Origin of the sequence: Deinococcus alpinitundrae, from assembly GCF_009982895.1 — a bacterium.
In the GTDB taxonomy this organism is placed as follows: Bacteria; Deinococcota; Deinococci; order Deinococcales; family Deinococcaceae; genus Deinococcus; species Deinococcus alpinitundrae.
On the sequence record NZ_WXZL01000010.1, the window covers coordinates 134,462 to 156,551 of the forward strand.

Consider the following 22,090-nt stretch of genomic DNA (forward strand, 5'->3'; position numbering starts at 1 on the left):
GGCCCCCGCTCATGTTTTTTTCGTGCAGCTCCCGGCTCAGTCCGCCGCGTCGCCCTGGGCATACTGAAGGCGGTGTAGCCGGGCATAGTAGCCGTTTTGCACCAGCAATTCGCGGTGGCTGCCTTCCTCGACGACCTGCCCCCGGCGCATCACGATGATGCGGTCACAGTGCTCGATGGTGCTCAGGCGGTGGGCGATGATGATACTGGTCCGCCCGTGCATGACTTTTTCCAGCGCATCCTGAATCCGCATCTCGGTTTCGGTGTCCACGCTGGCGGTGGCTTCATCGAGCACCAGCAGAATGTCGGGGTTCTGAATCAGGGCGCGCGCGAAAGCCAGCAACTGCTTTTGCCCGGTCGAAAGGGTCGCGCCGCGCTCCCTGACCTCGGTGTTGTAGCCCTCCGGCAGCTCCATGATGAACTCGTGGACGCCCACGTACTTGCACGCTTGAATGACCCGCTCATGGGGAATGTTGGGGTCACCGAGGGTCAGGTTGGTTTCCATCGTTCCGGCAAACAGAAAGACGTCCTGCAACACCACGCCGATGTGGCGGCGCAGATCGTACTGGGCCAGATCTTTCACATCAACGCCGTCCACGTCCACCGAACCGCGCTGCACGTCGTAGAAGCGGCTGACCAGCGAGGTGATGCTGGTCTTGCCCGCACCCGTCGCGCCGACCAGGGCCACGCTCTCGCCGGGGCGGATATGCAGATCGATGCCGCGCAGGGTCCAGCGCGGGTCGTCGTCGGGGGTGTCGGCAGTCACGGCGGGGTCGTAGGAAAACCAGACCTTGTTGAGATCGACGCGGCCCTCGAACGGCGAGAGGGTCTTCGCGCCCGGCTTGTCCTGAATGGTGACCGGCTCGTCGAGCACCCCGAAGATGCGCTCGGCGGAGGCCATCGCTGCCTGCAGGTTGTTCATCACGTCGGCCAGGTCCTGAATCGGCTGAAACAATTGGCCCACGAAGCTGTTGAAGGCGACCAGCGTGCCCAGGGTGACGCCGCTGGCGGCCAGGAAGGCGTCGGGGTTGCCCACGCCCGCCTTGATCAGGATGCTGCGCCCGGCAAACCACAAAACCAGGGCGCTCGCCACCGCACCCAGCACGCTGACGGTCGGCTGAAACAGCGAAAACCAGCTCACCGAGTTGATGGTGGCGTCGAGCAGCCGCCGGTTGGAGCGGTCAAAATCCTGGGCGTTGTGGTTCTCGCGGCCAAACAACTGCACCGTCAGCATCCCGGTGATGTTCTCGTTGAGCTTGGTGTTGACGATGGCCTGCTGAATACGGGTGTTGCGAAAGGCGTAGCGGATCTTGGTCCGGAAGAAGGCCGAGGCGTAGAACAAAATCGGCAGCACCAGAAAGCTGATGATCGCCAGCGGCCACGACACGCTGAGCATGATGACCACGTAGGCGATGATCAGGAACGTACTGGTGATCAAGCTGACCAGCCCTGCCGTAATGAACTGGTTGATGGCGTCCACGTCCGAGGTGACGCGGGTAATCAGGCGGCCCACCGGGTTGGCGTCGAAGAAAGCCAGCGGCAAGCGCTGCAACTTGGTGAAGATGTCGCTGCGGATGTCGTAGAGGACCTTCTGGCCCAGCAAGCTGATGACGTAGGTGGCCAGGTAGCGCAGCAGGAAATCGAGCACCCGCAGGCCCAGAAACAGCAGGGCCGCTCTGAGCAGCACCTGATACAGGGCTTGCCGTGTGGCGAGATCGCTGCCCGCCGTCAGGACGTTCGGCCCCAGCGCGTGATCGATGGCGTAGCGCTGAATCAGGCCGTAGAGCGGCGCGGCCACCGAGAACAGCAAGGTGGCGATCAGGCCCAGCACCGCCAGGGTGCGGTAGGGCCGCAGGTAATTCAGAATCCGGCGGGTCAGCCCCGCGTCGAACTCTTTGAGAAAGGCCTCGTCGGGCTGGGTCATGCGTTCACCTTGGTCTTGGCGGGGCCAGTTGGATCAGGGTTCTCTGTGGGCACGGCCTTGGTGAGCTGAGCCTCGTCCTCGCCGCTGAGGTCGCCTTCCAGACGCTGCTGGCGGTCGAGTTCGGCGTAGCGGCCGTCCAGGGCCAGCAACTCGTCGTGGCTGCCTTGTTCGACGATGGTGCCGCGCTCCATCACGATGATGTGGTCGGCGTGGCGCAACGTACTCACCCGGTGGCCGATCAGGAGCACGGTGCGGCCTTCTTGCACCTGACGCAGCCCGCTGAGAATGCGGCTTTCTGTCTCGGTGTCCACCGCACTCATGGCGTCGTCGAGCACCAGAATGCGCGGCTCACGGGCCACAGCGCGGGCCAGGGCGGTGCGCTGGCGCTGGCCGCCCGACAGGGTCACGCCGCGCTCGCCCAGCGTGGTGTCGTAGCCCTGCGCAAAGCGTTCGATCTCCCCGGCCAGGCCCGCGATCTCGGCGGCGGCGCGTACCCGGTTCATATCGGGCTGGCGATCATCCGGCGGCGGGGCCTTGGACTTCAGCACACTGATGCGGGTCGCGGTGGGCGCGTAGGTGGCGTTGTCCAACCCAAAGGCCACGTTGGCGGCAATCGTGTCGGAGAAGAGGAACGGCTCCTGCGGCACCACCGCCACGTTCTCGCGCAGCACCTTCAGCGGCATCCGGCGCACATCGTAGCCGTCGACCCGCACCGTACCGGAACTGGCGTCCATCAAGCGGGTCACCAGGTTGCCCAGCACCGTCTTTCCGCTGCCAGTCGGCCCGGTGATGCCCAGCGTCTGACCAGCGGGAATCTTCAGCGAGACGTCTCTGAGCACCTGCTGACCGTCGAAATTGAGGCTGACCTTGTCGAACTCGATCTCACCGCGCAGCGTCTTGATGCTGACGTCGGTGCGCCCGTCGTCCTTGATCATCGGCTGGGCCACGAACAGCTCCTGCAAGCGTCCCCACGATGCCGAGCCGCGCTGAAGCATGTTGGTGATCATGCCGATGCTGAGCATGGGCCAGGCCAGCCGGTCGAGCACCAGCGCGAACTGGGTGAACTGTCCCAGTGTCAGCGGGCTGTTCGGCACCAGACCGAGGATCATCCGCCCGCCGTAGATCAGCACCGTCACGTAAGCCAGGCCCATCAGCAGGCTCATCGAGGCCTGCAGCGGGCCTTCCACGGTGGTCAGACGCAGTGCCCGGCGAATCAGTTCGGCGTTCATGGTCTTGTACTCGCCGATCTCGCGGTCCTCGATCGCGTAACCCTTGACCACCCGCGCGCCCGAAAAGTTCTCCTGGGCCTTGGCGGCGATCACGCTGTTTTGCTCCTGCATCGCCACGTAACGGGCGCTGATCAGCCGCGCCAGCACGAACAGGGTACCGATGATCACCGGGAAGATCAGCAGCACGGCCAGGGTCAGTTGCCACGACAAGCTGAAAAACCAGAAGAAGCTGACCACGAAGCTGGCGACCACGCTGGCGACCTGCCAGCTGCCGAAGCCGATCATCTCGCGGACTGCCGAGAGGTCGCCGGTGAGGCGGTTCATCAAATCGCCGGTGCGGGCGCGGTCGAAATAGTACTTGTCGAGGGTCGAGAGGTGGCCGAACAGGTCGCGCCGCACCTCGTATTCGATCTGGCGGCTGGCGTAGACGATCTGGCGGCGCACCATCACCATCAGCGCGCCGGAGAACACCACCGAGACGACTGCCAGCAGCGCGTAGAGTGCCACCTGCCCCGCCGAGATGCCCTGGCCGGGCAGCGCGCCCGTCGCCGTGGCGCGGGTCAGGCCGTCGATAATCAGGCGGGTGAAGTAGGCGGGGAGCGTCACGGCCCAGCTCGCGCCGAACACCGCCAGGGTGCCGACGAAAAACTGGCGCTGGTGCAATTTGAGGTAGGGCCACAGGGTAGACAGGGTATTCAAGAGCGACCTCAGCAGATGAAAAGTCAGAAGACGAGAGCGTGCCTGAAATGGCACATTCTCAGCGCCACAGCGGGCGGGAAGCAGGCAAAGAGCCTAGCAAGCGGCTCAGTCTACGCCCGCAGCCCACCGGGCAACTAAGCCATTTAGCGCAGTTGGCTTGAGTCGACGTTCAGACTTCAGCATGCGCCGGGCAATCTCCTTTCTGCTCCAGATTTCCCCAGCCGCCCCGAATTCGCCGCCCGCGCGGCTTGACACTCCTTTACAGGCGGTGCTAGTATCTCCAACCGGAAGTGAGACGGGCGGCACCCTTGCTGCTGCGGACGAGCAACCGCGCTCAGCGGACCTCTTGACTGAAGGAAAGCGAAAGAGGTGCCACCCTAGCTCAATCTGGTAGAGCACCCGATTTGTAATCGGAAGGTTAGGAGTTCGATTCTCCTGGGTGGCTCCAAGCCCGATTCAAAAGACCGGGAAGTGAGGCCAGCGTGCCGAGAGGCGAAGTGCTGACCGAAGCGAAGAACGCATCTGGGAAACGTGTTTGGGTAGGTGGCCGAGTGGTTAAAGGCGACAGACTGTAAATCTGTTCACGTACGTGTACGGTGGTTCGAATCCACCCCTGCCCACCACCTGCGGGAGTAGCTCAGCTGGTAGAGCGTCAGCTTCCCAAGCTGAATGTCGCGAGTTCGAGTCTCGTTTCCCGCTTTTGTGCTCTTGTAGCTCAGTGGTAGAGCACTCCCTTGGTAAGGGAGAGGTCGTCAGTTCAATCCTGACCAAGAGCTCCAACATGAATGACACGGCCCGCCACTTCACTCGAAAGAGCTTAGCTGCGGGCCGCATTCACATGAACCCCGCCCGGTCCGCACAGCGGCCAGCGGCAGCACGGAGGAAACGATTATGGCAAAAGGAACGTTCGAGCGCACCAAGCCCCACGTCAACATCGGCACCATCGGTCACGTTGATCACGGCAAAACCACCCTGACCGCCGCCATCACTTACACCGCCGCCTCGATCGACGCCAGCATCGAGACCATGCGTTACGACCAGATCGACAAGGCCCCCGAGGAAAAGGCGCGCGGTATCACCATCAACACCGCCCACGTCGAGTACTCCACCGCCGCCCGGCACTACTCGCACGTCGATTGCCCCGGCCACGCCGACTACGTCAAGAACATGATCACCGGTGCGGCCCAGATGGACGGCGCGATTCTGGTCGTGTCGAGTGCGGACGGCCCGATGCCCCAGACCCGCGAGCACATCCTGCTCGCCAAGCAGGTCGGCGTCCCGCACATCGTCGTGTTCATGAACAAGGTCGACATGGTCGACGACGAAGAGCTCCTCGAGCTCGTCGAGATGGAAGTCCGCGAGTTGCTGGGCCGCTACGATTTCCCCGGTGACGACGTACCGGTGGTCAAGGGGAGCGCCTTGCGTGCGCTGGAGGCCCTGACCACCACGCCCAAGATGGCGCGCGGCACCGACAAGTGGGTCGACAATGTCTGGGAGCTGCTCGACGCCGTCGATGCCTACATCCCCACCCCTGAGCGCGACACCGACAAGGCCTTCCTGATGCCCGTCGAGGACGTCTTCACCATCACCGGACGCGGCACCGTCGCCACTGGGCGTGTCGAGCGCGGCATCGTCAAGGTCCAAGATGACGTCGAGATCATCGGTCTGCGCGACCTGCGCAAGACCACCGTCACCGGCATCGAAATGCACCGCAAGCTGCTCGACTCCGGCATGGCCGGTGACAACGTGGGCGTGCTGCTGCGCGGCGTCGCTCGCGACGACGTGGAGCGTGGCCAGGTGCTGGCCAAGCCCGGCAGCATCAAGCCGCACACCAAGTTCGAGGCCAGCGTCTACGTGCTGTCCAAGGACGAGGGTGGCCGTCACAGCGCGTTCTTCGGTGGCTACCGTCCCCAGTTCTACTTCCGCACAACGGACGTGACCGGCGTGGTGGAGTTGTCCGAGGGCGTGGAAATGGTGATGCCCGGCGACAACGTGACCTTTACCGTCGACCTGATCAAGCCCATCGCCATGGAAGAGGGTCTGCGCTTCGCCATCCGCGAGGGTGGCCGCACTGTCGGCGCGGGCGTCGTCACCAAGATCGTGGAGTAAAGCGCGTTCAACCTCTCTTGAATGCCCACAGGCAGGCCACTGGTCCTGCCTGTTTTCTTGTCGTGCCGGAATCTTCGCTGCGTTCTGGCACGATTCTTGCAGAGAACCGCTGCCCCGTCGCTGCTGACCTGCCTTTAAACAAGGCGGCGCGACAACAGGTGCGACCCGGGCAGCTCGGTCCAGCAGGAAAAATTCGCTGAACATCAACAGCTTTTCTACTGGCCTGCCGCACTCGCCTCAATTTGAACTGAGCTTACATATTGACCGAGCTTAGACTGACGGCATCTGGCCGACTCGGCAGTCCTTGACATTTCTAGCTCTCTAGCGTAGACTTTGAGGTCGCTGGCCATGATGGGCTGGTTTGAGGAGTCGTTTGCGTCAGCCCGTACTCCACAACTGAGCAGGTCGATGAACCGGAGAGGGGCGCTTGCCCGTCTCCCCTGCGCCGTGTCTGGACTTGGCACAAGTCAGGCCGCGCGGGACGCCACTGCACCTGGGACCGTAGATCCGCAGCGCAGCATTCAAGACATGAGGTCGGCATGACAGCACGCATCGAGCGGTTCGGCGAGATTCAAGAAGTGATTAAGTTGCCTGCCTTGACGGAAGTGCAGGTTAATTCGTTCAAAACGTTTTTGCAAGACGGCACCCCCATCGGTGAGCGCGCCAACGCAGGCCTTCAGGGCGCATTCCGCGAGGTGTTCCCGATTGACGAGACCGAGAAGGGCCGCTCGACCGGCCTGGTGCTCGATTACCTGGAATACCGCCTCGGCGACCCGGTGTACACGCCCGAAGAGTGCCGCGAGAAAGACCTGACCTATCAAGCGCCCCTGTATGCCAAGCTGCAACTCATCCATAAGGACAGCGGCCTGATCAAGGAAGACCAGGTGTTCCTGGGCGATTTGCCCCTGATGACCGGCGACGGCTCATTCGTCATCAACGGCGCGGATCGCGTGGTCATCTCGCAGATTCACCGCAGCCCTGGCGTGTACTTCACGACCAACTACAAGGGCCTCAAGAAGTACTACACGGCGGCCATCATCCCGATGCCCAAGCGCGGTCCCTGGATCGAGCTGGAATTCGCGGGCGGCGTCCTGGAAATGAAGGTCAACAAGCGCAAGTTCCCGGTGGCGATGCTGCTGCGCGTGCTCGGTTACGACGACGCCAGCTTGAAGGCGCTGTTTACCGAGTTCGAGCCGAACCTGGAACTGCCCGAAGACAAGACCGCTGGCATGGGCGCAGACGAGGCCCTGCTGCGCCTGTTCACCGTGCTGCGTCCCGGCGACCCACCCAAGCGCGACAAGGCCACCCAGTACCTCTACGGCCTGCTGGCCGATCCCAAGCGCTACGACCTGGGCGAGCCGGGCCGCTTCAAGATGAACACCAAGCTGGGCATTCACCGCGACGACCGCACGCTGCTCAACTTCGTGGACGGCAAGTTCACCGACGCGGGCCTGATCGACACCATCCGCTACCTGATGGCGCTGACCAATGGTCTGTCCGACACCACCGTGGGCGCGGACGCCGACGGCGTGGCGATTACCGTACCCGTTGGTCCCGACGACATCGACCACCTGGGCAACCGCCGGGTGCGCACCGTGGGCGAACTGCTGGCCGACCAGCTGCGGGTCGGTCTGGGCCGCATGGCGCGCGGTGTGCGCGAGCGCATGCTGCTCGGCAACCCCGACGCGGCGACCCCCACCAAGCTGGTCAACAACCGCCCCATCGTGGCGGCCATGCGCGAGTTCTTCGGCCGCAGCCAGCTCAGCCAGTTCAAGGACCAGACCAATCCCTTGTCGGACTTGCGCCACAAGCGCCGCATCTCCGCGCTGGGGCCGGGCGGGCTGACCCGCGAGCGCGCCGGTTTCGACGTGCGCGACGTGCACCGCACCCACTACGGGCGCATCTGCCCGATCGAGACGCCGGAAGGGGCCAACATCGGCCTGATCTCCAGCTTGTCGAGCTACGCCAAGGTCAATCCGCTGGGCTTTATCGAAGCGCCTTACCGCCGCGTCGAGAAGGGCCGCGTCACCGACGACGTGCAGTACATGACAGCCGACATTGAGGACCGCTACGCGATTGCCCAGGCCAACACGCGCCTGAACGCCGACGGCACCTTCGCCGAGGAGCGGGTGCTGTGCCGCAAGAAGGGTGATCCGAACTTCTACGAGCACGAAGACGTGCAGTACATGGACGTTTCGCCCAAGCAGATCGTCTCTATCAACACCTCGCTGATTCCCTTCCTGGAGCACGACGACGCCAACCGCGCCTTGATGGGATCGAACATGCAGTCGCAGGCCGTGCCGCTGATCCGCGCCGAAAGTCCCGCCGTGGGTACCGGCGTCGAAGAGCGCGTCATCACCGATTCCGGCACCAGCGTCGTGAGCGACGTGACCGGCAAGGTGACCTATGTAGACGCCCGCAACATTCAGATCACGCTGTCTGAAGATGCTCCGGCCATCGGGTACGTGACCGGCAACGTCCGCACCTTCGAGCTGGTCCGCTTTACCCGCAGCAACCAGGGCACCAACCTCGACCAGCACCCCACCGTGGCCACTGGCGACGCTGTGGTGGCCGGACAGGTCATCGCCGACGGCCCTGCTTCCGAAATGGGAAGACTGGCACTAGGCCAGAACATCACCATCGCCATCATGCCCTTTGACGGCTTCAACTTCGAGGACGCCATCTGTATCTCCGAGGGCCTGATCCGCAAGGACTTCTACACCTCGGTGCACATCGAGAAAGACGAAGTGGAAGCCCGCGACACCAAGCTGGGGCCGGAGAAGATCACCCGCGACATTCCCGGCCTGAGTGAGGCCGCCCTGCGCGACCTCGACGAGGACGGCATCGTGCGCGTCGGCGCGGAGGTCAAGCCTGGCGACATCCTGGTCGGCAAGACCTCGTTCAAGGGCGAATCGGAACCCACCCCGGAAGAGCGGCTCCTGCGTTCGATCTTCGGCGAGAAGGCCCGTGAAGTGAAGGACACCTCGCTGCGCGTGCAGTCGGGCCAGGGCGGCGTGGTCGTCAAGACCGTGCGCTTCCGCAGAGGCGACGAGGGCGTGGACCTCAAGCCGGGCGTGCGCGAAGTGGTACGCGTCTACGTGGCCCAGAAGCGTCAGCTGCAGGTAGGCGATAAGGTCGCCAACCGCCACGGCAACAAGGGCGTCGTCAGTAAGATTCTGCCCCCCGAGGACATGCCTTACCTGGAAGACGGCACCCCCGTCGATCTGGTGTTCAATCCTCTCGGCGTGCCCTCGCGCATGAACCTGGGCCAGATTCTGGAAACCCACCTGGGCGAAGTGGCCCGCCTCACCAACCAGAAGTTCGTGACCCCGGTATTCGACTCGGCCACCGAGATCGCCATCAAGGAAATGCTGGAAGTCGCCGCTGCCGAGCGCTTGCAGGACCGCAAGGACGACGGCTTCGACTTCGACAAGCGCGAGCAGGAAGTGCTGGACCGCGCCGGGAAGCTCGGCGTGATCGCCCAGCCCTCGGGCGACTACCAGCAGGCCCAGATGCAGCTCGCCCGCACCGGCAAGAGCATCCTGTTCGACGGGCGCAGCGGCGAGGCCATTAGCGGCCCCGTCGTGGTCGGCACCATGTACGTGATGAAGCTCTACCACATGGTGGAAGACAAGCTGCACGCCCGCTCGACCGGCCCCTACAGCCTGATCACCCAGCAGCCGCTGGGCGGCAAGGCGCAGTTCGGCGGCCAGCGCTTCGGCGAGATGGAAGTCTGGGCGCTGGAAGCCTACGGTGCGGCGCATACCCTCCAGGAAATGCTGACCATCAAGTCCGACGACATCGACGGACGCGACGCCGCCTACCAGAGCATCGTCAAGGGCGACGAAGTGTCGGGCAGCACCATCCCCGAGTCGTTCAAGGTGCTGGTCAAGGAGCTTCACTCGCTGGGTCTGGACGTGGAAGTACTTGACAGCTACGACAAGAACGTGGACATCTTCGAAGGCATGCTGCCCAAGCGGTAGTCATAGTTCCCGCTGCCGCTGACTGGGCCTCTCCCCTCTTCGGGAAATCAGTCGGCGGTGGCGAGTGCCTCCCGGTGTTCCAGCTCCACCAAGCCCCTTTTCTCAAGGAGCCACTGCTTTGAAAGATTTCAGCAAAGTCAAGATTGCCATCGCCAGCCCCGCCAAGATTCGCGAGTGGAGCTTCGGCGAGGTCGAAAAACCCGAAACCATCAACTACCGCACCCTCAAGCCCGAGCGTGAGGGGCTGTTCGACGAGCGCATCTTCGGGCCGATCAAGGACTACGAGTGCGCCTGCGGCAAGTACAAGCGCCAGCGCTACGAGGGTAAGGTCTGCGAGCGCTGCGGCGTGGAAGTCACCTCCAGCAAGGTGCGGCGCTACCGCATGGGTCACATCGACCTGGCCACGCCCGCCGCGCACATCTGGTATGTCAAGGACAGCCCCAGCAAGATCGGCACCCTGCTCGATCTGACGGCGGCGCAGCTCGAAAAGGTGCTGTACTTTTCCAGCTACCTGGTTACCGACGCCCGCAACGCCCAGAAAGATGGTCGCCCCCTCAAGCGCGGCGAGCTGCTGAGTGACGACGAGTACCGCGAGCTTCGCAACGGCCGCCAGGAAACCTACACCCTCCAGGGCGGCATCGACGCGGCCATCCGCGACGGCGAGTATGTGACGCGCGGGCAGACGCTGGGCGGCAATGTGGTCGCCAAGATGGACGGCCTGGCGCAGTACCGCTTCCCGCGCCGCGCCGAGATCGCCTACTCGGAAGTGGCCGAGGCCGCGCTGCCGATTGCCAGTGAGATGCTGGTCGATCAGGAAACCTTCCGGGCCGGTGAAATCCTGGGCGAACTCGAACAGGACGTTCAGATCGTCTCCCCGGTGAACGCCACCGCCTTCCTGCTCGATCTGGGCGAGGACTCGGTCATGGTCGAGCTGCGCGAGGCCGCCGAGGTGAGCGAGGCCAGCGAGGACGAGAGCGAAACCCAGACCCTCAAGCCCGGCGCGCTGATCTCGCGCATCTACATTCCGCAGGGCATGGACGTGCAGGTGGCCCACGGCGAGATCGTGGAAACCGGAGCCGTGCTGGCCCGCGCCGAGACGGGCGCGAGGCTGCGCGTCAGCCGCGACAGCAAGCTGAGCGCCGTGTCGCTGCCCAAGAAGGGCGACGCCAAGGTCACGGTCCACTGGACCCGCACCGCCGAGTATCCGGTCAACCCCACCATGCACGTGCTGGTCGGCGACGGCAGCCCGGTCAAGAAGGGCCAGAAGGTCGTCGGCGCGATCGACAAGGAAGAGGAGATCATCGCCGAGGCCGACGGCGTCATCACCCTGCACGCTCCGGCCAGCATCATCGTCAGCAAGGCCAAGGTCTACACCTACACCGACGAGCCGTTGGTTGTTAACCTCGACCGCGTCGAACCCGGTGACGAACTGGCCGACTCGGGCAACCTCAAGAGCGAGATTTCCGGGCGCATCGAGATTGATCTGGTGCGCAAGCAGGTGAGGGTCATCGAGTCCTACGATTTCGAGGCCAAGATGGGCGCGGAGTCGGTCAAGGAACTGCTCGACGACCTCGATTTGCCGGTCCTGGAAGCCGAACTCGGCGAGATGATGAAGGACAACAGCCGCCACAAGCGTGCCAAGGCCCGCAAACGTCTGGAAGTGACCCGCAGCTTCATTGCCAGCGGCAACCACCCCTCGTGGATGATCATGGCCACCGTGCCGGTGATGCCGCCCGATCTGCGCCCGATGGTGCAGGTGGACGGCGGACGCTTCGCCACGTCTGATCTCAACGACCTCTACCGCCGCCTGATCAACCGCAACAACCGCCTCAAGAAGCTGATGGGCCAGGGCGCGCCCGACATGATCATCCGCAACGAGAAGCGCATGCTTCAGGAAGCGGTGGACGCGCTGATCGACAACGGACGGCGCGGTAGCCCCGTCACCAACCCCGGCTCCGACCGGGCGCTGCGCTCGCTGACCGATCTGCTCGGCGGCAAGCAGGGACGCTTCCGCCAGAACCTGCTCGGCAAGCGCGTGGACTACTCGGGCCGCTCGGTCATCGTGGTCGGCCCGCAGCTCAAGCTGCACCAGTGCGGGGTGCCCAAGCGCATGGCGCTCGAACTCTTCAAGCCCTTCTTGTTCAAGGTGCTGGAAGAAAAGGGGGAAGTCACCAACATCAAGCAGGCCCGCAAGATGCTGGAGCGCTACCGCGACACCCGCGATTCGGTCTGGGACGCCCTGGAAGAGGTCATCGAGGACAAGGTTGTGCTGCTCAACCGCGCCCCGACCCTGCACCGACTGGGCATTCAGGCCTTCGAGCCAATCCTGGTGGAAGGCCAGAGCATTCAGCTTCACCCGCTGGTCTGCGAGGCGTTCAACGCCGACTTCGACGGCGACCAGATGGCGATTCACGTCCCGCTGTCGGCCCAGGCCCAGGCCGAAGCCCGCATCCAGATGCTCTCGTCGCACAACCTGCTCTCGCCCGCCAACGGTGAGCCGAACGTCAAGCCCAGCCGCGACATGATCCTCGGCATCTTCACCCTGACCCAGCTGCGCAAGGACAACCTCGGCATGGGGACGGCCTTCAGCAGCGAGCAGGACGTGTTGGACGCACTAGACAGCGGCAAGGTGGCCCTCAACAGCCACGTGACCCTGAACGGCGCACCCATCACGCCCGGCCTGGTCAAGTACCAGTTCTCCAGCCCCGACGAGGCGATTCTGGCCGTCGAGCGCGGCGGCATCGACTACCAGGACCACGTGCGCATTCAGCTCAACGGCGTCTTGTACGACACCTCCGCCGGACGCGTGATGTTCCGCCGGATCGTGCAGGAGGCGCTGGGCACCCAGGGCCACCTGATCGATCAGCTGGTCAACCTGCATACCGCCTACGAGAAAGACTCGCTACGCGACATGATCATGACCTGCTTTAAGCAGCTCGGCGTGGAAGCCACCGCCAAACTGCTCGACGCCCTCAAGGACAGCGGCTTCAAGCTCTCGACGACCTCGGGCATCACCATCGGCATCGACGACATCGTGATTCCCCCGGCCAAGGACGCCATCCTGGCCGACGCCGATCTCAAGCTGCGCGAAATCGAGCAGAACTACGAGTTCGGCTTCATGACCGAAGAAGAGCGCTACAAGCAGGTCGTCACGCTCTGGAACGACACCACCGACGAAGTCAAGAACGAGGTCTTCAAGAACTTCGAGGCCAACTACCCGTTCAACCCGTTGTGGATCATGTCGCAATCGGGCGCGCGCGGCAATCCGCAGCAGATTCGTCAGCTCGCCGGAATGCGCGGCCTGATGGCCCGCCCCGACGGCAGCACCATCGAGGTGCCGATCAAGGCCAGCTTCCGCGAGGGCCTGACGGTGCTGGAATACTTCATCAGCACCCACGGCGCGCGTAAGGGCGGCGCGGACACAGCGCTCAGAACCGCCGACTCCGGCTACCTGACCCGCAAGCTGGTCGATGTGGCGCACGAAGTCGTGGTGCGCGACGTGGACTGCGGTTCGTCCGACTACACCCACATCCCGCTGGGCCACGTCGACGAGCGCAGCGGCGAGTGGCGCGCGCGCAAGGCCTCGGAAATCGAGACCAGCATCTACGGGCGCACCCTGACGGCGGACGTGGACGTGGACGGCACCGTCATTGCCGAGGGCCACATGCTCAGCCTCGAAGACGTCAAGCTGATCACCAAGCACGCCAAGGCCGTGGGCGAGGTCTACGTCCGCACGCCGCTGAACTGCAAGGTCAAGGCGGGCGTGTGCCAGAAGTGCTACGGCTACGACCTGTCACAGGCCAAGCCGGTCAGCATGGGCGAAGCGGTGGGCGTGGTGGCGGCCGAGAGCATCGGCGAACCCGGCACGCAGCTCACCATGCGCACCTTCCACACCGGCGGTGTGGCGGGGGGCGGCGACATCACCATGGGTCTGCCGCGCGTGATCGAGCTGTTCGAGGGCCGCAAGCCCAAGTCACAGGCCGTGGTCGCCGACCGCGACGGCGTCATCCGCATCGAGGAAGAAGAAGAGCGCTACCTGATCCGCATCGACGCCGACGACGAGCAGTACAGCTCCAAGACGGCCACCAAGATCGGCAAGGCGCTGCGCATGATTGTCAAGGACGGCGACCGGGTGGAAGCCGGGCAGCCGATCACGCGCGGAGCCATCAACCCGCACGATCTGCTGATGTACAAGGACACCGACGCTGCCCAGCGTTACCTGGTGGAAGAAGTGCAGCGCGTCTACCGCTCGCAGGGCGTGAAGGTTCACGACAAGCACATCGAGGTGATCGTGCGCCAGATGCTGCGCTACGTCGAGATCGTGGACGGCGGCGACACCACCTTGCTCGAAGGCCAGACCGTCGAGCGCTGGGAAGTCGACGCGGCCAACGCGGCGCTGGCCGACGACAAGACCCAGAGCTCCTGGAAGCCCGTGCTCCTGGGCATCACCAAGAGCAGCCTGACCACCAAGTCGTGGCTCTCGGCGGCCAGCTTCCAGCACACCACCCACGTGCTGACCGAGGCCAGCATGAAGGGCCAGGTCGATGAGCTGATCGGCCTCAAGGAAAACGTCATCCTGGGCAAGCTGATTCCGGCAGGCACGGGTCTGGACATCGTCCGCAACATGCAGGTGGCCGACGACCGCACGCTGGAGAAGTACGGCGAGGACGTGGAGCCGGTGTCTTCTCCGCGCCCCGAGTCGTTCAACTACCCGGTGCAGCCCGGCGCGACCGACTGAACCTAAACTGAGCTGTGAATTGCCCCCGCCCTGAGAATGGGTGGGGGTTTTTTCATGGCTCTTTTTAATCGAGGGTTCAGCGGCTGGAAGGTTCGTCGCCCAGCAGTCCCGCGTAATACTTTCCCAGCGCTTCCAGAAAGCGCATCTCCTCGCGGGTGGTCAGGGCCGACAACCCGGATTCGATGCTGAGCAGCACCGCGCCGTAAGCCAGCGCCGCTGCGCCCGCAATCGCGAGCATCACCGGCCCCAGCGCCGCAGCGCGGCCCAGCAGTGACGCTGCCCCTATCCAGATGCTGCTCAACACCAGCAGCGAGACGGCCAGGTACAGACTCTGCATGGCCCGCTGCAAAAAGCGGGTGCGGCGGCTGAGGCGCGGCAACTGCCCCAGAATCATGCGTTTTTCCTGCTTGGCGAGTGCTTCCTGCTGGCCTTCGGGCGTCACCAGGACTTTGAAGCGGGCGGTCAGCATTCGGACCCGGTCGGTGGCGCGGCCCAGCCGGGAACTCGTACTCAGCAGCAGGGTGCCCGCGCCGGAAATCAGGACAGCAGGCGTGATCATGGCGCTCAGTACGGTGATGGCCGCGTCCATCACGCCAGTCTAGCGGCCCAGACCCATTACTTCTCCCGCAGCAGGTCCCCGGCGATGATCAGCTTCTGAATCTCGGAGGTCCCCTCGTAGATTCTGAGGAGTCGCTGGTCGCGGTAGAAGCGCTCGAACGGCGCGTCTTTCATGTAGCCGACGCCGCCCGCCACCTGCACCGCTTTATCGGCCACGCGGGAGAGCGCCTCGGTGGCGTGGTACTTGGCGACACTTGCCATGCGGCGCACGTCCTGGCCCTGGTCGACCATCCAGGCGACTTTCTGCCACAGCACTCGCGAGGTCTGGATGTCCACTTCCATCTCGGCCAGCATGAACTGCACCGCCTGGAAGGTGCTGATCGAGGCACCGAACTGCTCGCGGCCCTGCGCGTGGGCGACGCTCAGGTCGAGCAGGCGCTGCATGGCCCCGGTGCTGCGGGCAGCAATGCCGACCCGGCCATTGGTCAGGATGCCCAGCGCCTCGCGGTAGCCTAGGTCGAGCGGCCCCAGCAGGTTCTCGGCGGGCACCTCGGCGTTGTCGAAGATCACTTCCGCCGACAAGGCTCCCTTCTGGCCCATCTTCTCGTCGATCTTGCCCACGCTGACGCCCGGCATGGTCGGCTCGACCAGAAAAGCGCTCATGCCCTTGCTGCCCTTGGTGGGGTCGGTGATGGCGATGACAGTCAGCAGCCCGGCAATAGGCGCATTCGAGATGTAGTGCTTGGTGCCGTTGAGGATGTAAGTGTCGCTCCGCAACTCAGCTTTGGTGCGGATGTTGGCCGCGTCGGAACCGCTGCTCGGCTCGGTGATGGCAAAGCCCGCGATGCACTCGCCCGTCGCCATACGCGGCAGATACTTCTGCTTTTGCTCGGGCGTGCCCAGCTTGACCAGCCCCGAGGTGCCGATGCTGGCGTGTGCCGAGACCATGCCGCCAAAGCCCATGTGCCCCTGGCCCAGGGCCTCGTACACGGCGCAGCGGCCCAGCATCCCCAGACCCACCCCACCGTACTCCTCGGGAATCGACAGCCCGAACAGCCCCAGATCGGCAGCCTGCCGGATCAGCTCGGGCGGCACCTGGTTGGTGGCCTCGATCTCGTGAGCGCGGGCCTCGACATCGTTGAGGGCAAAGTTGCGGATATGGGTCTGCATCTCGCGCAGATCGGCGGGCAGAGTAAAGTCCATGGGCAAACCTCCAGAGCGAAGCTCTCGACAAAGCGGAAATAGGAGCGGGTCTCAGCCGCGTTGTATCACCTCGGCCAGCCCGGCGCAGCAGATTGCACAGTAAGGCGCACGGCTCGGCAGTTCTTCAGCGGCCAGCGCGCACTTTTCACATTTGACCTCGGGGGAGTGGGGAGATTAGACTCAGCCCAAATTCCCTCGCTGCATTTGTGCCGCCACTGTCTGCCAGTGGCCGCTTCGTTTCCGACGATTCGCGTTTCCCGTTTCCCAAAAGGAGTTGGTCGCTGCCTTGCCTGCCCTGCCCGCGCTCTCTTTGCCGCCCAGCTTGCGCCACCCGGCCATGATCCCGGCGGTGCTGCGCCGCCCGCACGCCGCGCCCGAGCAGTTTCAGGCACTGACCGGGTTGAGTCCCGCCGAATTCGGAGTGTTGGTGCGCCGCAGCCTGCCGCTCTACCGGCTCAGCGAGGCCGCCCGGCTGGGGCAGCGGCCCCGCCGACGTGCGGTGGGCGCGGGGCGCAAGTTCGAGCACCCCTTCGCCGAGCGCCTGGCGGTGCAACTGGTGCTGCGCCACGCCCGCCCCACCCAGAAACTGCTCGCGCGCATCACCGGCTTTACCGAAAGCACCCTCAGCCGCGACGCCCGCCGCCTGGCCCCGCTGCTGCCCGCCCCGCCCGCCCCCAATCCACCGCTTGCCCTGCCCCCCCTGCGCTCGGTCCGCGAACTGCTGGGCCTGCTGCTGCTTTGTGCTCTCCCGGAGGTTTCATGACCCCTTACTGGCCCGCCAAAATGCCCCGCACCCTAACCTTGCCGCAGACCTCGCTGGCTCAGAATTTGCAGTTCAGCGCCCTCAAGTACCCGGACAAGACCGCCGTGTCGTTCTACGGCCAGTCCACCAGCTACGCCGAGCTGTTTGACCGCTCGCGCCGATTGGCCTCGCACCTGAGCGCCCAGGGCGTCGGCAAAGGCGACCGGGTGCTGCTGTGGATGCAGAACTCGCCGCAGTGGGCGGTGGCCGCGCACGCCGTCTGGGTACTGGGGGCGGTGGTGGTGCCGCTCTCACCGATGTTGCAGGCCCGCGAACTGGCCTTCTTCCTTCAGGACGCCGGGATCCGGGTGGGCGTGCTGGGCGCGGAACTCTACGACCGGGCGCGGGAGGCCGGGCTGGGTCACGCAGTCGTCGCCAACCTTGCAGAAGGTATGCAAGGCAATGCCGAGTTTCCCGCCGGGCTGGACGTGCCGGTGACGCTGCGAGAAGGCGACACCGCCCTCGAGGACGCCCTGAAGGCCGAACCCGCCGAACTGGTGCAGATCGACCCCGAGGACCTGTGCGTGATGCCCTACACCAGCGGCACCACCGGGCGGCCCAAGGGCTGCATGCACCCGCACCGCAGCGCCCAGGCCAACGTTACGGGCGCGGGCGTGTGGGTCGCCACCAGCATGGAAGACGTGTACCTGGCGACCCTGCCGTTTTTTCACGTCACCGGGTTTATCAACAGTCTGGTGGCCCCGCTCTCGGGCGGCGGCAAGATCGTCATCATGGCCCGCTGGGATCGTGAACTGGCCCAGCAGCTCATCAAGCGCGAGGGCGTCACCATCTGGACCAACACCGCCACCATGGTCATCGATCTGCTGGCCAATCCGCAGTTCGACGCGGCCAACCTGGCGAGCATCCGCAGCATGACCGGCGGCGGCGCGTCACTGCCCGCAGCGGTGGGCCAGCGCCTGGAAGACCAGACCGGCATCACCTTTCTGGAAGGTTACGGTTTGTCGGAGACGATGGCCCAGAGCCACAGCACGCCCAAATCACACCCCAAGTTTCAGTGCCTGGGCATTCCCCTGTTCAACGTGGACGCCCGCGTTGTGGACCTCGACAGCGGCGCAGAATTGCCCAGCGGCGAGATCGGCGAGATCGTCATCAGCGGTCCGCAGGTGATGCAGGGCTACTGGAACCGCCCCGAGGAAAATGCCAAGGCGTTCAGCGACATCGGCGGCGTGCGCTTCTTTCACAGCGGCGATCTGGGCTACCAGGACGAGGAGGGGTTTTTCTTCTTCACCGACCGCTTAAAGCGGATGGTGAACGTATCGGGCCTGAAGGTCTGGCCTGCCGAGGTCGAGAACGTGCTGCACGGCCACCCGGCCATTCAGGAGGCCTGTGTCATCGCCCTGCCGGACGAGCGCAGCGGCGAACGTGCCCGCGCCCTGGTGGTGCTGCGGGCCGGAGCGCAGACCACTCCCCAGGAGATCGAAGCCTGGGCGAGAACCCAGATGGCCGCCTACAAGGTGCCGCGCGATTACCAGTTCGTCGAGGCACTGCCGCGTGGACCCACCGGTAAGGTCGCCTGGCGCCCTCTCCAGGAAGCAGCCCGCGCCGAGATGGCCGCCGGTTGAAGCTGATCTATTTGCCGTGGCTCTTTTTCCAGTCGCCGACAAAGTCGCCCAGCGCCGAGTCGAGGACCGACAGGGCCTTGGCCTGTCCAGTGCCTTTCTTGAAGCTGCCGTAGCGGCCCACCGTCCACAGGTCCACCGTGTCGAAAGGGCCGTCGGTCTTGAGCCAGCCCGACAGATCGACCGAGTACACGTCGCCCGCATCGGTGGTGTCGAAGCTGAAAAAGAGATTGATCTGCTTGTTGGTGGCCGTGCCCTTGGGCTGGCACGGCGCGTCGTTGACCTTGATGCCTGCCGCGTCCAGTTTGTCGAACATGGCATCCACGATGATGCCGATCACGTCGTCGTTGCTCTTGCCGCCCTCGGTGAAGTCGGCATTGATGCACACCGAGGTAAACGGCTTGAGATTGGCGGCGATCTGATCGGCGAAGGCGGTGCCCGGCAGCAACAGGCTGAGCAGGGGCAGTAGGAAGCGCACGGAGTGTTTCATCGTCCTTTCACCTTGAGGCTTAGCGCGGTAGCGGTAAAGAGCAGACTTTCCTGAGCGAATGCTTAACATTCTCTCATCTGCTGGCTTCTCCTCTGCTCAGCCAGTCCGGCGGATAGACTCGCGCATGAACTTACAAAGTCTGGGTGCTGCGGGCACCGTCACCGGCAGTTGCCATCTGCTCACGCTGGGCGGCCAACTGGTGATGGTGGATTACGGGCTGTTTCAGGGAGACGAGGCACTTGAAGGCCGCAACCGCGAGGCGTTTCCCTTCGGTCCCGGCGACCTTTCGGCGGTGCTGCTGACCCACGCCCACCTCGATCACGTGGGCAGGCTACCGCTGCTGGTGCGCCGGGGCTTTTCGGGGCCAATCTACTGCACCCCGCCGACCCTCAAGCTGGCCGAGACGATCTTGCTCGACAGCGCCCGACTTCAGGTGGAAGCTTATAAGCAGGACGTTCGCAAGGCCCGCCGCATGAACCGCGAGGGCGAGGTGCCGCAGCCGCTCTATGACGAGGACGATGTGCACCGCACGCTGGCGCTGATGCGGCCCGCGCTGGAATTTGGGCAGACCCTGACGGTGGGCCGCATCAAGGTGCGGGCCGAGCGGGCCGGGCACATCCTTGGCAGCGCTTACCTAATTCTGGATTCTCCTGAGGGCCGGCTGATCTGCTCGGGCGACCTAGGCAACCGTGAGAGCGGCCTCCAGCGGGACTTCACGCTGCCGCCGGAAGCCGACGCGGTGATTGTCGAAACCACCTATGCCAACCGCACCCACCGGCCACTGGAGCAAACGCTGGCCGAGTTCAAGACCGTGCTGAACAGCAGCGTGCGGCTCGGCGGCAAAATTCTGATTCCGAGCTTTGCCATCGAGCGGGCACAGGCCATGCTGTTCTACCTCAAAACGCTGATGGACGCCGGAGAGGTGCCGCGCGTGCCAATCTTCCTCGATTCACCGATGGCGGCGCGGGCCACCCACGAGTATTTCGAGTTCGGAAATGAATTGATCGGTCCGGTGCGCGAGGCCCTCAGCAGCGGGGGCGATCCATTCAAGCCCAGCGGCCTGCACGTCGTGACCAGCAGCAGCGAGTCGCAGCGCCTCAACCGCTACGACGGCGCGGCCATCATCATCGCGGGCAACGGCATGCTGTCGGGCGGGCGCATTCAGCACCACCTCAAGCACCAGCTCTGGAAGCCCTCGACCAGCTTGGTCATCGTCAGTTACCAGTCGCCCAGCAGTCTGGGTGGGCAGATCGTGGCCGGGGCCGGGCAGGTGCAGGTGCTGGGCGAGGACGTAGCGGTGCGCGCGCAGGTGCACACCATCGGCGGCTTCTCGGCCCACGCCGATCAGGACGACCTGCTGAGCTGGCTCGACTCGACGGGGCGAGCGCATATCTGGCTCACGCACGGCGAGGTCAGCGTGATGGACGAGTTTCTGCCCGTCCTCGAAGGCCGGGGCCGCACCGCCGACCGGGTGCCCAGTCGCGGCTCGGTTGACCTGACGCAGACCCATTTTCCAGGCGGCAGACCGCCGGGCGAACGAGGTGGGGCGCGGGCAGTGGTGGGGCAGGCGGAGTAGATCAGGTCGAGTCGGCCCAGCACTCAGGATTGACCTTCAAAGTAGAGAGATGTCTGATCTCGAACGCGAACTGCTCTACCGCCTGCTGGAGACGGGCGAGGGCACCAACACCCTAAGCGTGGGTGACGTGCCGCCCAGTTTTCCTTTGAGCTTGCCTGCAGATGTCCGTCTGCTGGGAAGCCGCGAGCAATCGTTTCCGCAGTCCACAGAAGCGGCGGGGCTGCCTTTTCGACGCTCGAACCATGTCCGTGTGCTGCTTGATTCGGCGCTGCCGGTGGCCGACTTCATTGCCCAGATGCGTGACAGTCTCGGCAATGACTGGGAAACGTCCGGGTGGCCGTCCACGCTGCATTAGGTTTTTTGCCCGCTGAGGCGCAGGATACCCTGAGCGTTTACAGCCCGGCGCTCGAAAAGAGACCTGTCGTGCGGGCGTTGAAGCGCGCGAATGGTGTTTTGCTCAAGACCAACCGAATGAGATCAGGCCCGGTTTTTGTTAGTCTGCGTTCCATGACCCAATCCTCAGAACTCAAAGTTGAGAAGTACCACCAGGGCCAGGGCGCGCCTGCCAGGAAGGGCCAGATGGTCAAGGTGCATTACACCGGCACGCTGGAAAACGGCACCAAGTTTGACAGCAGCCGTGACCGGGGCGAGCCGATCGAGTTTCAGCTCGGCGCGGGCCAGGTTATTCAGGGCTGGGACGACGGCATCTCGCAGATGAACGTCGGTGACAAGGCCAAGCTGACCATTCCGCCCAGCCTGGGCTACGGCGCACGCGGCGCAGGTGGGGTCATTCCGCCGAACGCCACATTGATTTTCGATGTGGAACTCGTCGACGCCCGATGAGCTGAACCCAATAATCAAAAGCGCCGGATCCCCATGTGGGTCCGGCGCTTTTTTGGTCTGGCGATAGAGCCTTCTACCCTTCCGCTTCAGTCGTGTCGGGCGACCGTGGATAGTCGCGTGGAATCTCGGGGTCGGCGGGCGCGGTCCAGCCTTCCGGCATCTCAGCGTCGGTCAAATTACCCTCACCGCCCGCATCGTTCTCAAAGCCGCTGCCGGGGTTGCCCGGCGAATCCTGAATCACGCCCCGGTTCTGGTTGGGCGTCTTGGTGGCGCTCTCCGAATCGGTGGCACGCGGCCTGATCTCGGCGTCGAGTTGCTCGTCACTGGTATGTCCGGTCATCTGGGCATTGCAGCACA

At 64.3% G+C, this 22,090-nt stretch carries 14 protein-coding genes and 4 tRNA genes; 12 read left to right on the plus strand and 6 right to left on the minus strand.

The annotated features are described in order from the left end of the window. Nucleotides 1-36: 36 nt before the first annotated feature. Nucleotides 37-1,923, minus strand: coding sequence for an ABC transporter ATP-binding protein (locus GUI70_RS11450; RefSeq protein ID WP_161882443.1), 1,887 nt, complete (start codon nucleotides 1,921-1,923; stop codon nucleotides 37-39). Continuing rightward, nucleotides 1,920-3,851, minus strand: a complete 1,932-nt coding sequence (locus GUI70_RS11455; RefSeq protein WP_161882444.1) for an ABC transporter ATP-binding protein — start codon at nucleotides 3,849-3,851, stop codon at nucleotides 1,920-1,922. The genes GUI70_RS11450 and GUI70_RS11455 overlap by 4 nt, the downstream gene beginning before the upstream one ends. Before the next feature lie 371 nt (nucleotides 3,852-4,222). Between GUI70_RS11455 and GUI70_RS11460 the strand changes: the two genes are divergently transcribed. The 7 genes from GUI70_RS11460 (at nucleotide 4,223) to rpoC (ending at nucleotide 14,681) form a co-directional block, all read left to right on the plus strand. Beyond that, a tRNA-Thr gene (locus tag GUI70_RS11460) sits at nucleotides 4,223-4,299 on the plus strand. Nucleotides 4,300-4,388: 89 nt separating this feature from the next. Further along, nucleotides 4,389-4,474: transfer RNA gene (locus tag GUI70_RS11465), tRNA-Tyr, on the plus strand. Between the two features lie 3 nt (nucleotides 4,475-4,477). Further along, nucleotides 4,478-4,550: transfer RNA gene (locus GUI70_RS11470), tRNA-Gly, on the plus strand. Between the two features lie 5 nt (nucleotides 4,551-4,555). Continuing rightward, a tRNA-Thr gene (locus GUI70_RS11475) sits at nucleotides 4,556-4,630 on the plus strand. A gap of 112 nt (nucleotides 4,631-4,742) precedes the next feature. Then, nucleotides 4,743-5,960 (plus strand): elongation factor Tu, encoded by a 1,218-nt coding sequence (gene tuf, locus GUI70_RS11480; RefSeq protein WP_161882445.1) that lies wholly within the window; start codon nucleotides 4,743-4,745, stop codon nucleotides 5,958-5,960. A gap of 539 nt (nucleotides 5,961-6,499) precedes the next feature. Continuing rightward, nucleotides 6,500-9,943, plus strand: coding sequence for a DNA-directed RNA polymerase subunit beta (gene rpoB, locus GUI70_RS11485; RefSeq protein ID WP_161882446.1), 3,444 nt, complete (start codon nucleotides 6,500-6,502; stop codon nucleotides 9,941-9,943). 118 nt (nucleotides 9,944-10,061) lie between these two features. Beyond that, the gene (gene rpoC / locus GUI70_RS11490; RefSeq protein ID WP_161882447.1) at nucleotides 10,062-14,681 is read left to right on the plus strand and encodes a DNA-directed RNA polymerase subunit beta'; all 4,620 of its coding nucleotides are present in this window, start codon (nucleotides 10,062-10,064) and stop codon (nucleotides 14,679-14,681) included. A 76-nt stretch (nucleotides 14,682-14,757) separates the two neighbouring features. Here rpoC and GUI70_RS11495 read toward each other — a convergent pair whose 3' ends face one another. After that, on the minus strand, nucleotides 14,758-15,270 hold the full coding sequence (locus tag GUI70_RS11495) for a DUF2721 domain-containing protein (RefSeq protein ID WP_202630462.1): 513 nt from the start codon (nucleotides 15,268-15,270) through the stop codon (nucleotides 14,758-14,760). 26 nt (nucleotides 15,271-15,296) lie between these two features. Beyond that, entirely contained in the window at nucleotides 15,297-16,442 is a 1,146-nt protein-coding gene (locus GUI70_RS11500; RefSeq protein WP_161882449.1) for an acyl-CoA dehydrogenase family protein, read from the minus strand. Between the two features lie 286 nt (nucleotides 16,443-16,728). Between GUI70_RS11500 and GUI70_RS11505 the strand changes: the two genes are divergently transcribed. Together GUI70_RS11505 and GUI70_RS11510 are read left to right on the plus strand one after the other, a co-directional pair. Continuing rightward, on the plus strand, nucleotides 16,729-17,205 hold the full coding sequence (locus GUI70_RS11505) for a hypothetical protein (protein WP_161882450.1): 477 nt from the start codon (nucleotides 16,729-16,731) through the stop codon (nucleotides 17,203-17,205). Next, a complete protein-coding gene (locus GUI70_RS11510; protein ID WP_161882451.1) occupies nucleotides 17,202-18,827 on the plus strand; it encodes a long-chain-fatty-acid--CoA ligase in 1,626 nt (541 codons plus the stop codon). Before GUI70_RS11505 ends, GUI70_RS11510 begins: the two co-directional genes overlap by 4 nt. A 7-nt stretch (nucleotides 18,828-18,834) precedes the next feature. On the opposite strand, the gene GUI70_RS11515 is transcribed toward GUI70_RS11510, so the two are convergent. After that, nucleotides 18,835-19,314 carry a hypothetical protein gene (locus tag GUI70_RS11515; RefSeq protein ID WP_161882452.1) on the minus strand — a complete coding sequence of 160 codons (480 nt, stop codon included), beginning with the start codon at nucleotides 19,312-19,314 and terminating at the stop codon, nucleotides 18,835-18,837. A gap of 124 nt (nucleotides 19,315-19,438) precedes the next feature. Here GUI70_RS11515 and GUI70_RS11520 point away from each other — a divergent pair, with 124 nt between their 5' ends. The 3 genes from GUI70_RS11520 (at nucleotide 19,439) to GUI70_RS11530 (ending at nucleotide 21,733) form a co-directional block, all read left to right on the plus strand. Further along, the gene (locus tag GUI70_RS11520; protein ID WP_161882453.1) at nucleotides 19,439-20,890 is read left to right on the plus strand and encodes an MBL fold metallo-hydrolase RNA specificity domain-containing protein; all 1,452 of its coding nucleotides are present in this window, start codon (nucleotides 19,439-19,441) and stop codon (nucleotides 20,888-20,890) included. A 49-nt stretch (nucleotides 20,891-20,939) separates the two neighbouring features. Next, nucleotides 20,940-21,245 carry a hypothetical protein gene (locus GUI70_RS11525; protein ID WP_161882454.1) on the plus strand — a complete coding sequence of 102 codons (306 nt, stop codon included), beginning with the start codon at nucleotides 20,940-20,942 and terminating at the stop codon, nucleotides 21,243-21,245. A gap of 152 nt (nucleotides 21,246-21,397) precedes the next feature. Beyond that, a complete protein-coding gene (locus GUI70_RS11530; protein ID WP_161882455.1) occupies nucleotides 21,398-21,733 on the plus strand; it encodes an FKBP-type peptidyl-prolyl cis-trans isomerase in 336 nt (111 codons plus the stop codon). 73 nt (nucleotides 21,734-21,806) lie between these two features. Here the strand turns inward: GUI70_RS11530 and GUI70_RS11535 are convergent, their stop codons facing one another. Continuing rightward, on the minus strand, nucleotides 21,807-22,073 hold the full coding sequence (locus tag GUI70_RS11535; RefSeq protein ID WP_202630463.1) for a hypothetical protein: 267 nt from the start codon (nucleotides 22,071-22,073) through the stop codon (nucleotides 21,807-21,809). Nucleotides 22,074-22,090: the final 17 nt, after the last annotated feature.

What these genes read in the sequence shown, in the direction of transcription:
- rpoB (WP_161882446.1), top strand. Translation starts at nt 6,500, where the DNA reads ATGACAGCACGCATCGAGCGGTTCGGCGAGATTCAAGAAGTGATTAAG.
- GUI70_RS11450 (WP_161882443.1), bottom strand. Translation starts at nt 1,923, where the DNA reads ATGACCCAGCCCGACGAGGCCTTTCTCAAAGAGTTCGACGCGGGGCTG.
- GUI70_RS11520 (WP_161882453.1), top strand. Translation starts at nt 19,439, where the DNA reads ATGAACTTACAAAGTCTGGGTGCTGCGGGCACCGTCACCGGCAGTTGC.
- GUI70_RS11525 (WP_161882454.1), top strand. Translation starts at nt 20,940, where the DNA reads ATGTCTGATCTCGAACGCGAACTGCTCTACCGCCTGCTGGAGACGGGC.
- GUI70_RS11515 (WP_161882452.1), bottom strand. Translation starts at nt 19,314, where the DNA reads ATGAAACACTCCGTGCGCTTCCTACTGCCCCTGCTCAGCCTGTTGCTG.
- tuf (WP_161882445.1), top strand. Translation starts at nt 4,743, where the DNA reads ATGGCAAAAGGAACGTTCGAGCGCACCAAGCCCCACGTCAACATCGGC.
- GUI70_RS11495 (WP_202630462.1), bottom strand. Translation starts at nt 15,270, where the DNA reads ATGGACGCGGCCATCACCGTACTGAGCGCCATGATCACGCCTGCTGTC.
- GUI70_RS11530 (WP_161882455.1), top strand. Translation starts at nt 21,398, where the DNA reads ATGACCCAATCCTCAGAACTCAAAGTTGAGAAGTACCACCAGGGCCAG.
- GUI70_RS11510 (WP_161882451.1), top strand. Translation starts at nt 17,202, where the DNA reads ATGACCCCTTACTGGCCCGCCAAAATGCCCCGCACCCTAACCTTGCCG.
- GUI70_RS11500 (WP_161882449.1), bottom strand. Translation starts at nt 16,442, where the DNA reads ATGGACTTTACTCTGCCCGCCGATCTGCGCGAGATGCAGACCCATATC.
- GUI70_RS11535 (WP_202630463.1), bottom strand. Translation starts at nt 22,073, where the DNA reads ATGACCGGACATACCAGTGACGAGCAACTCGACGCCGAGATCAGGCCG.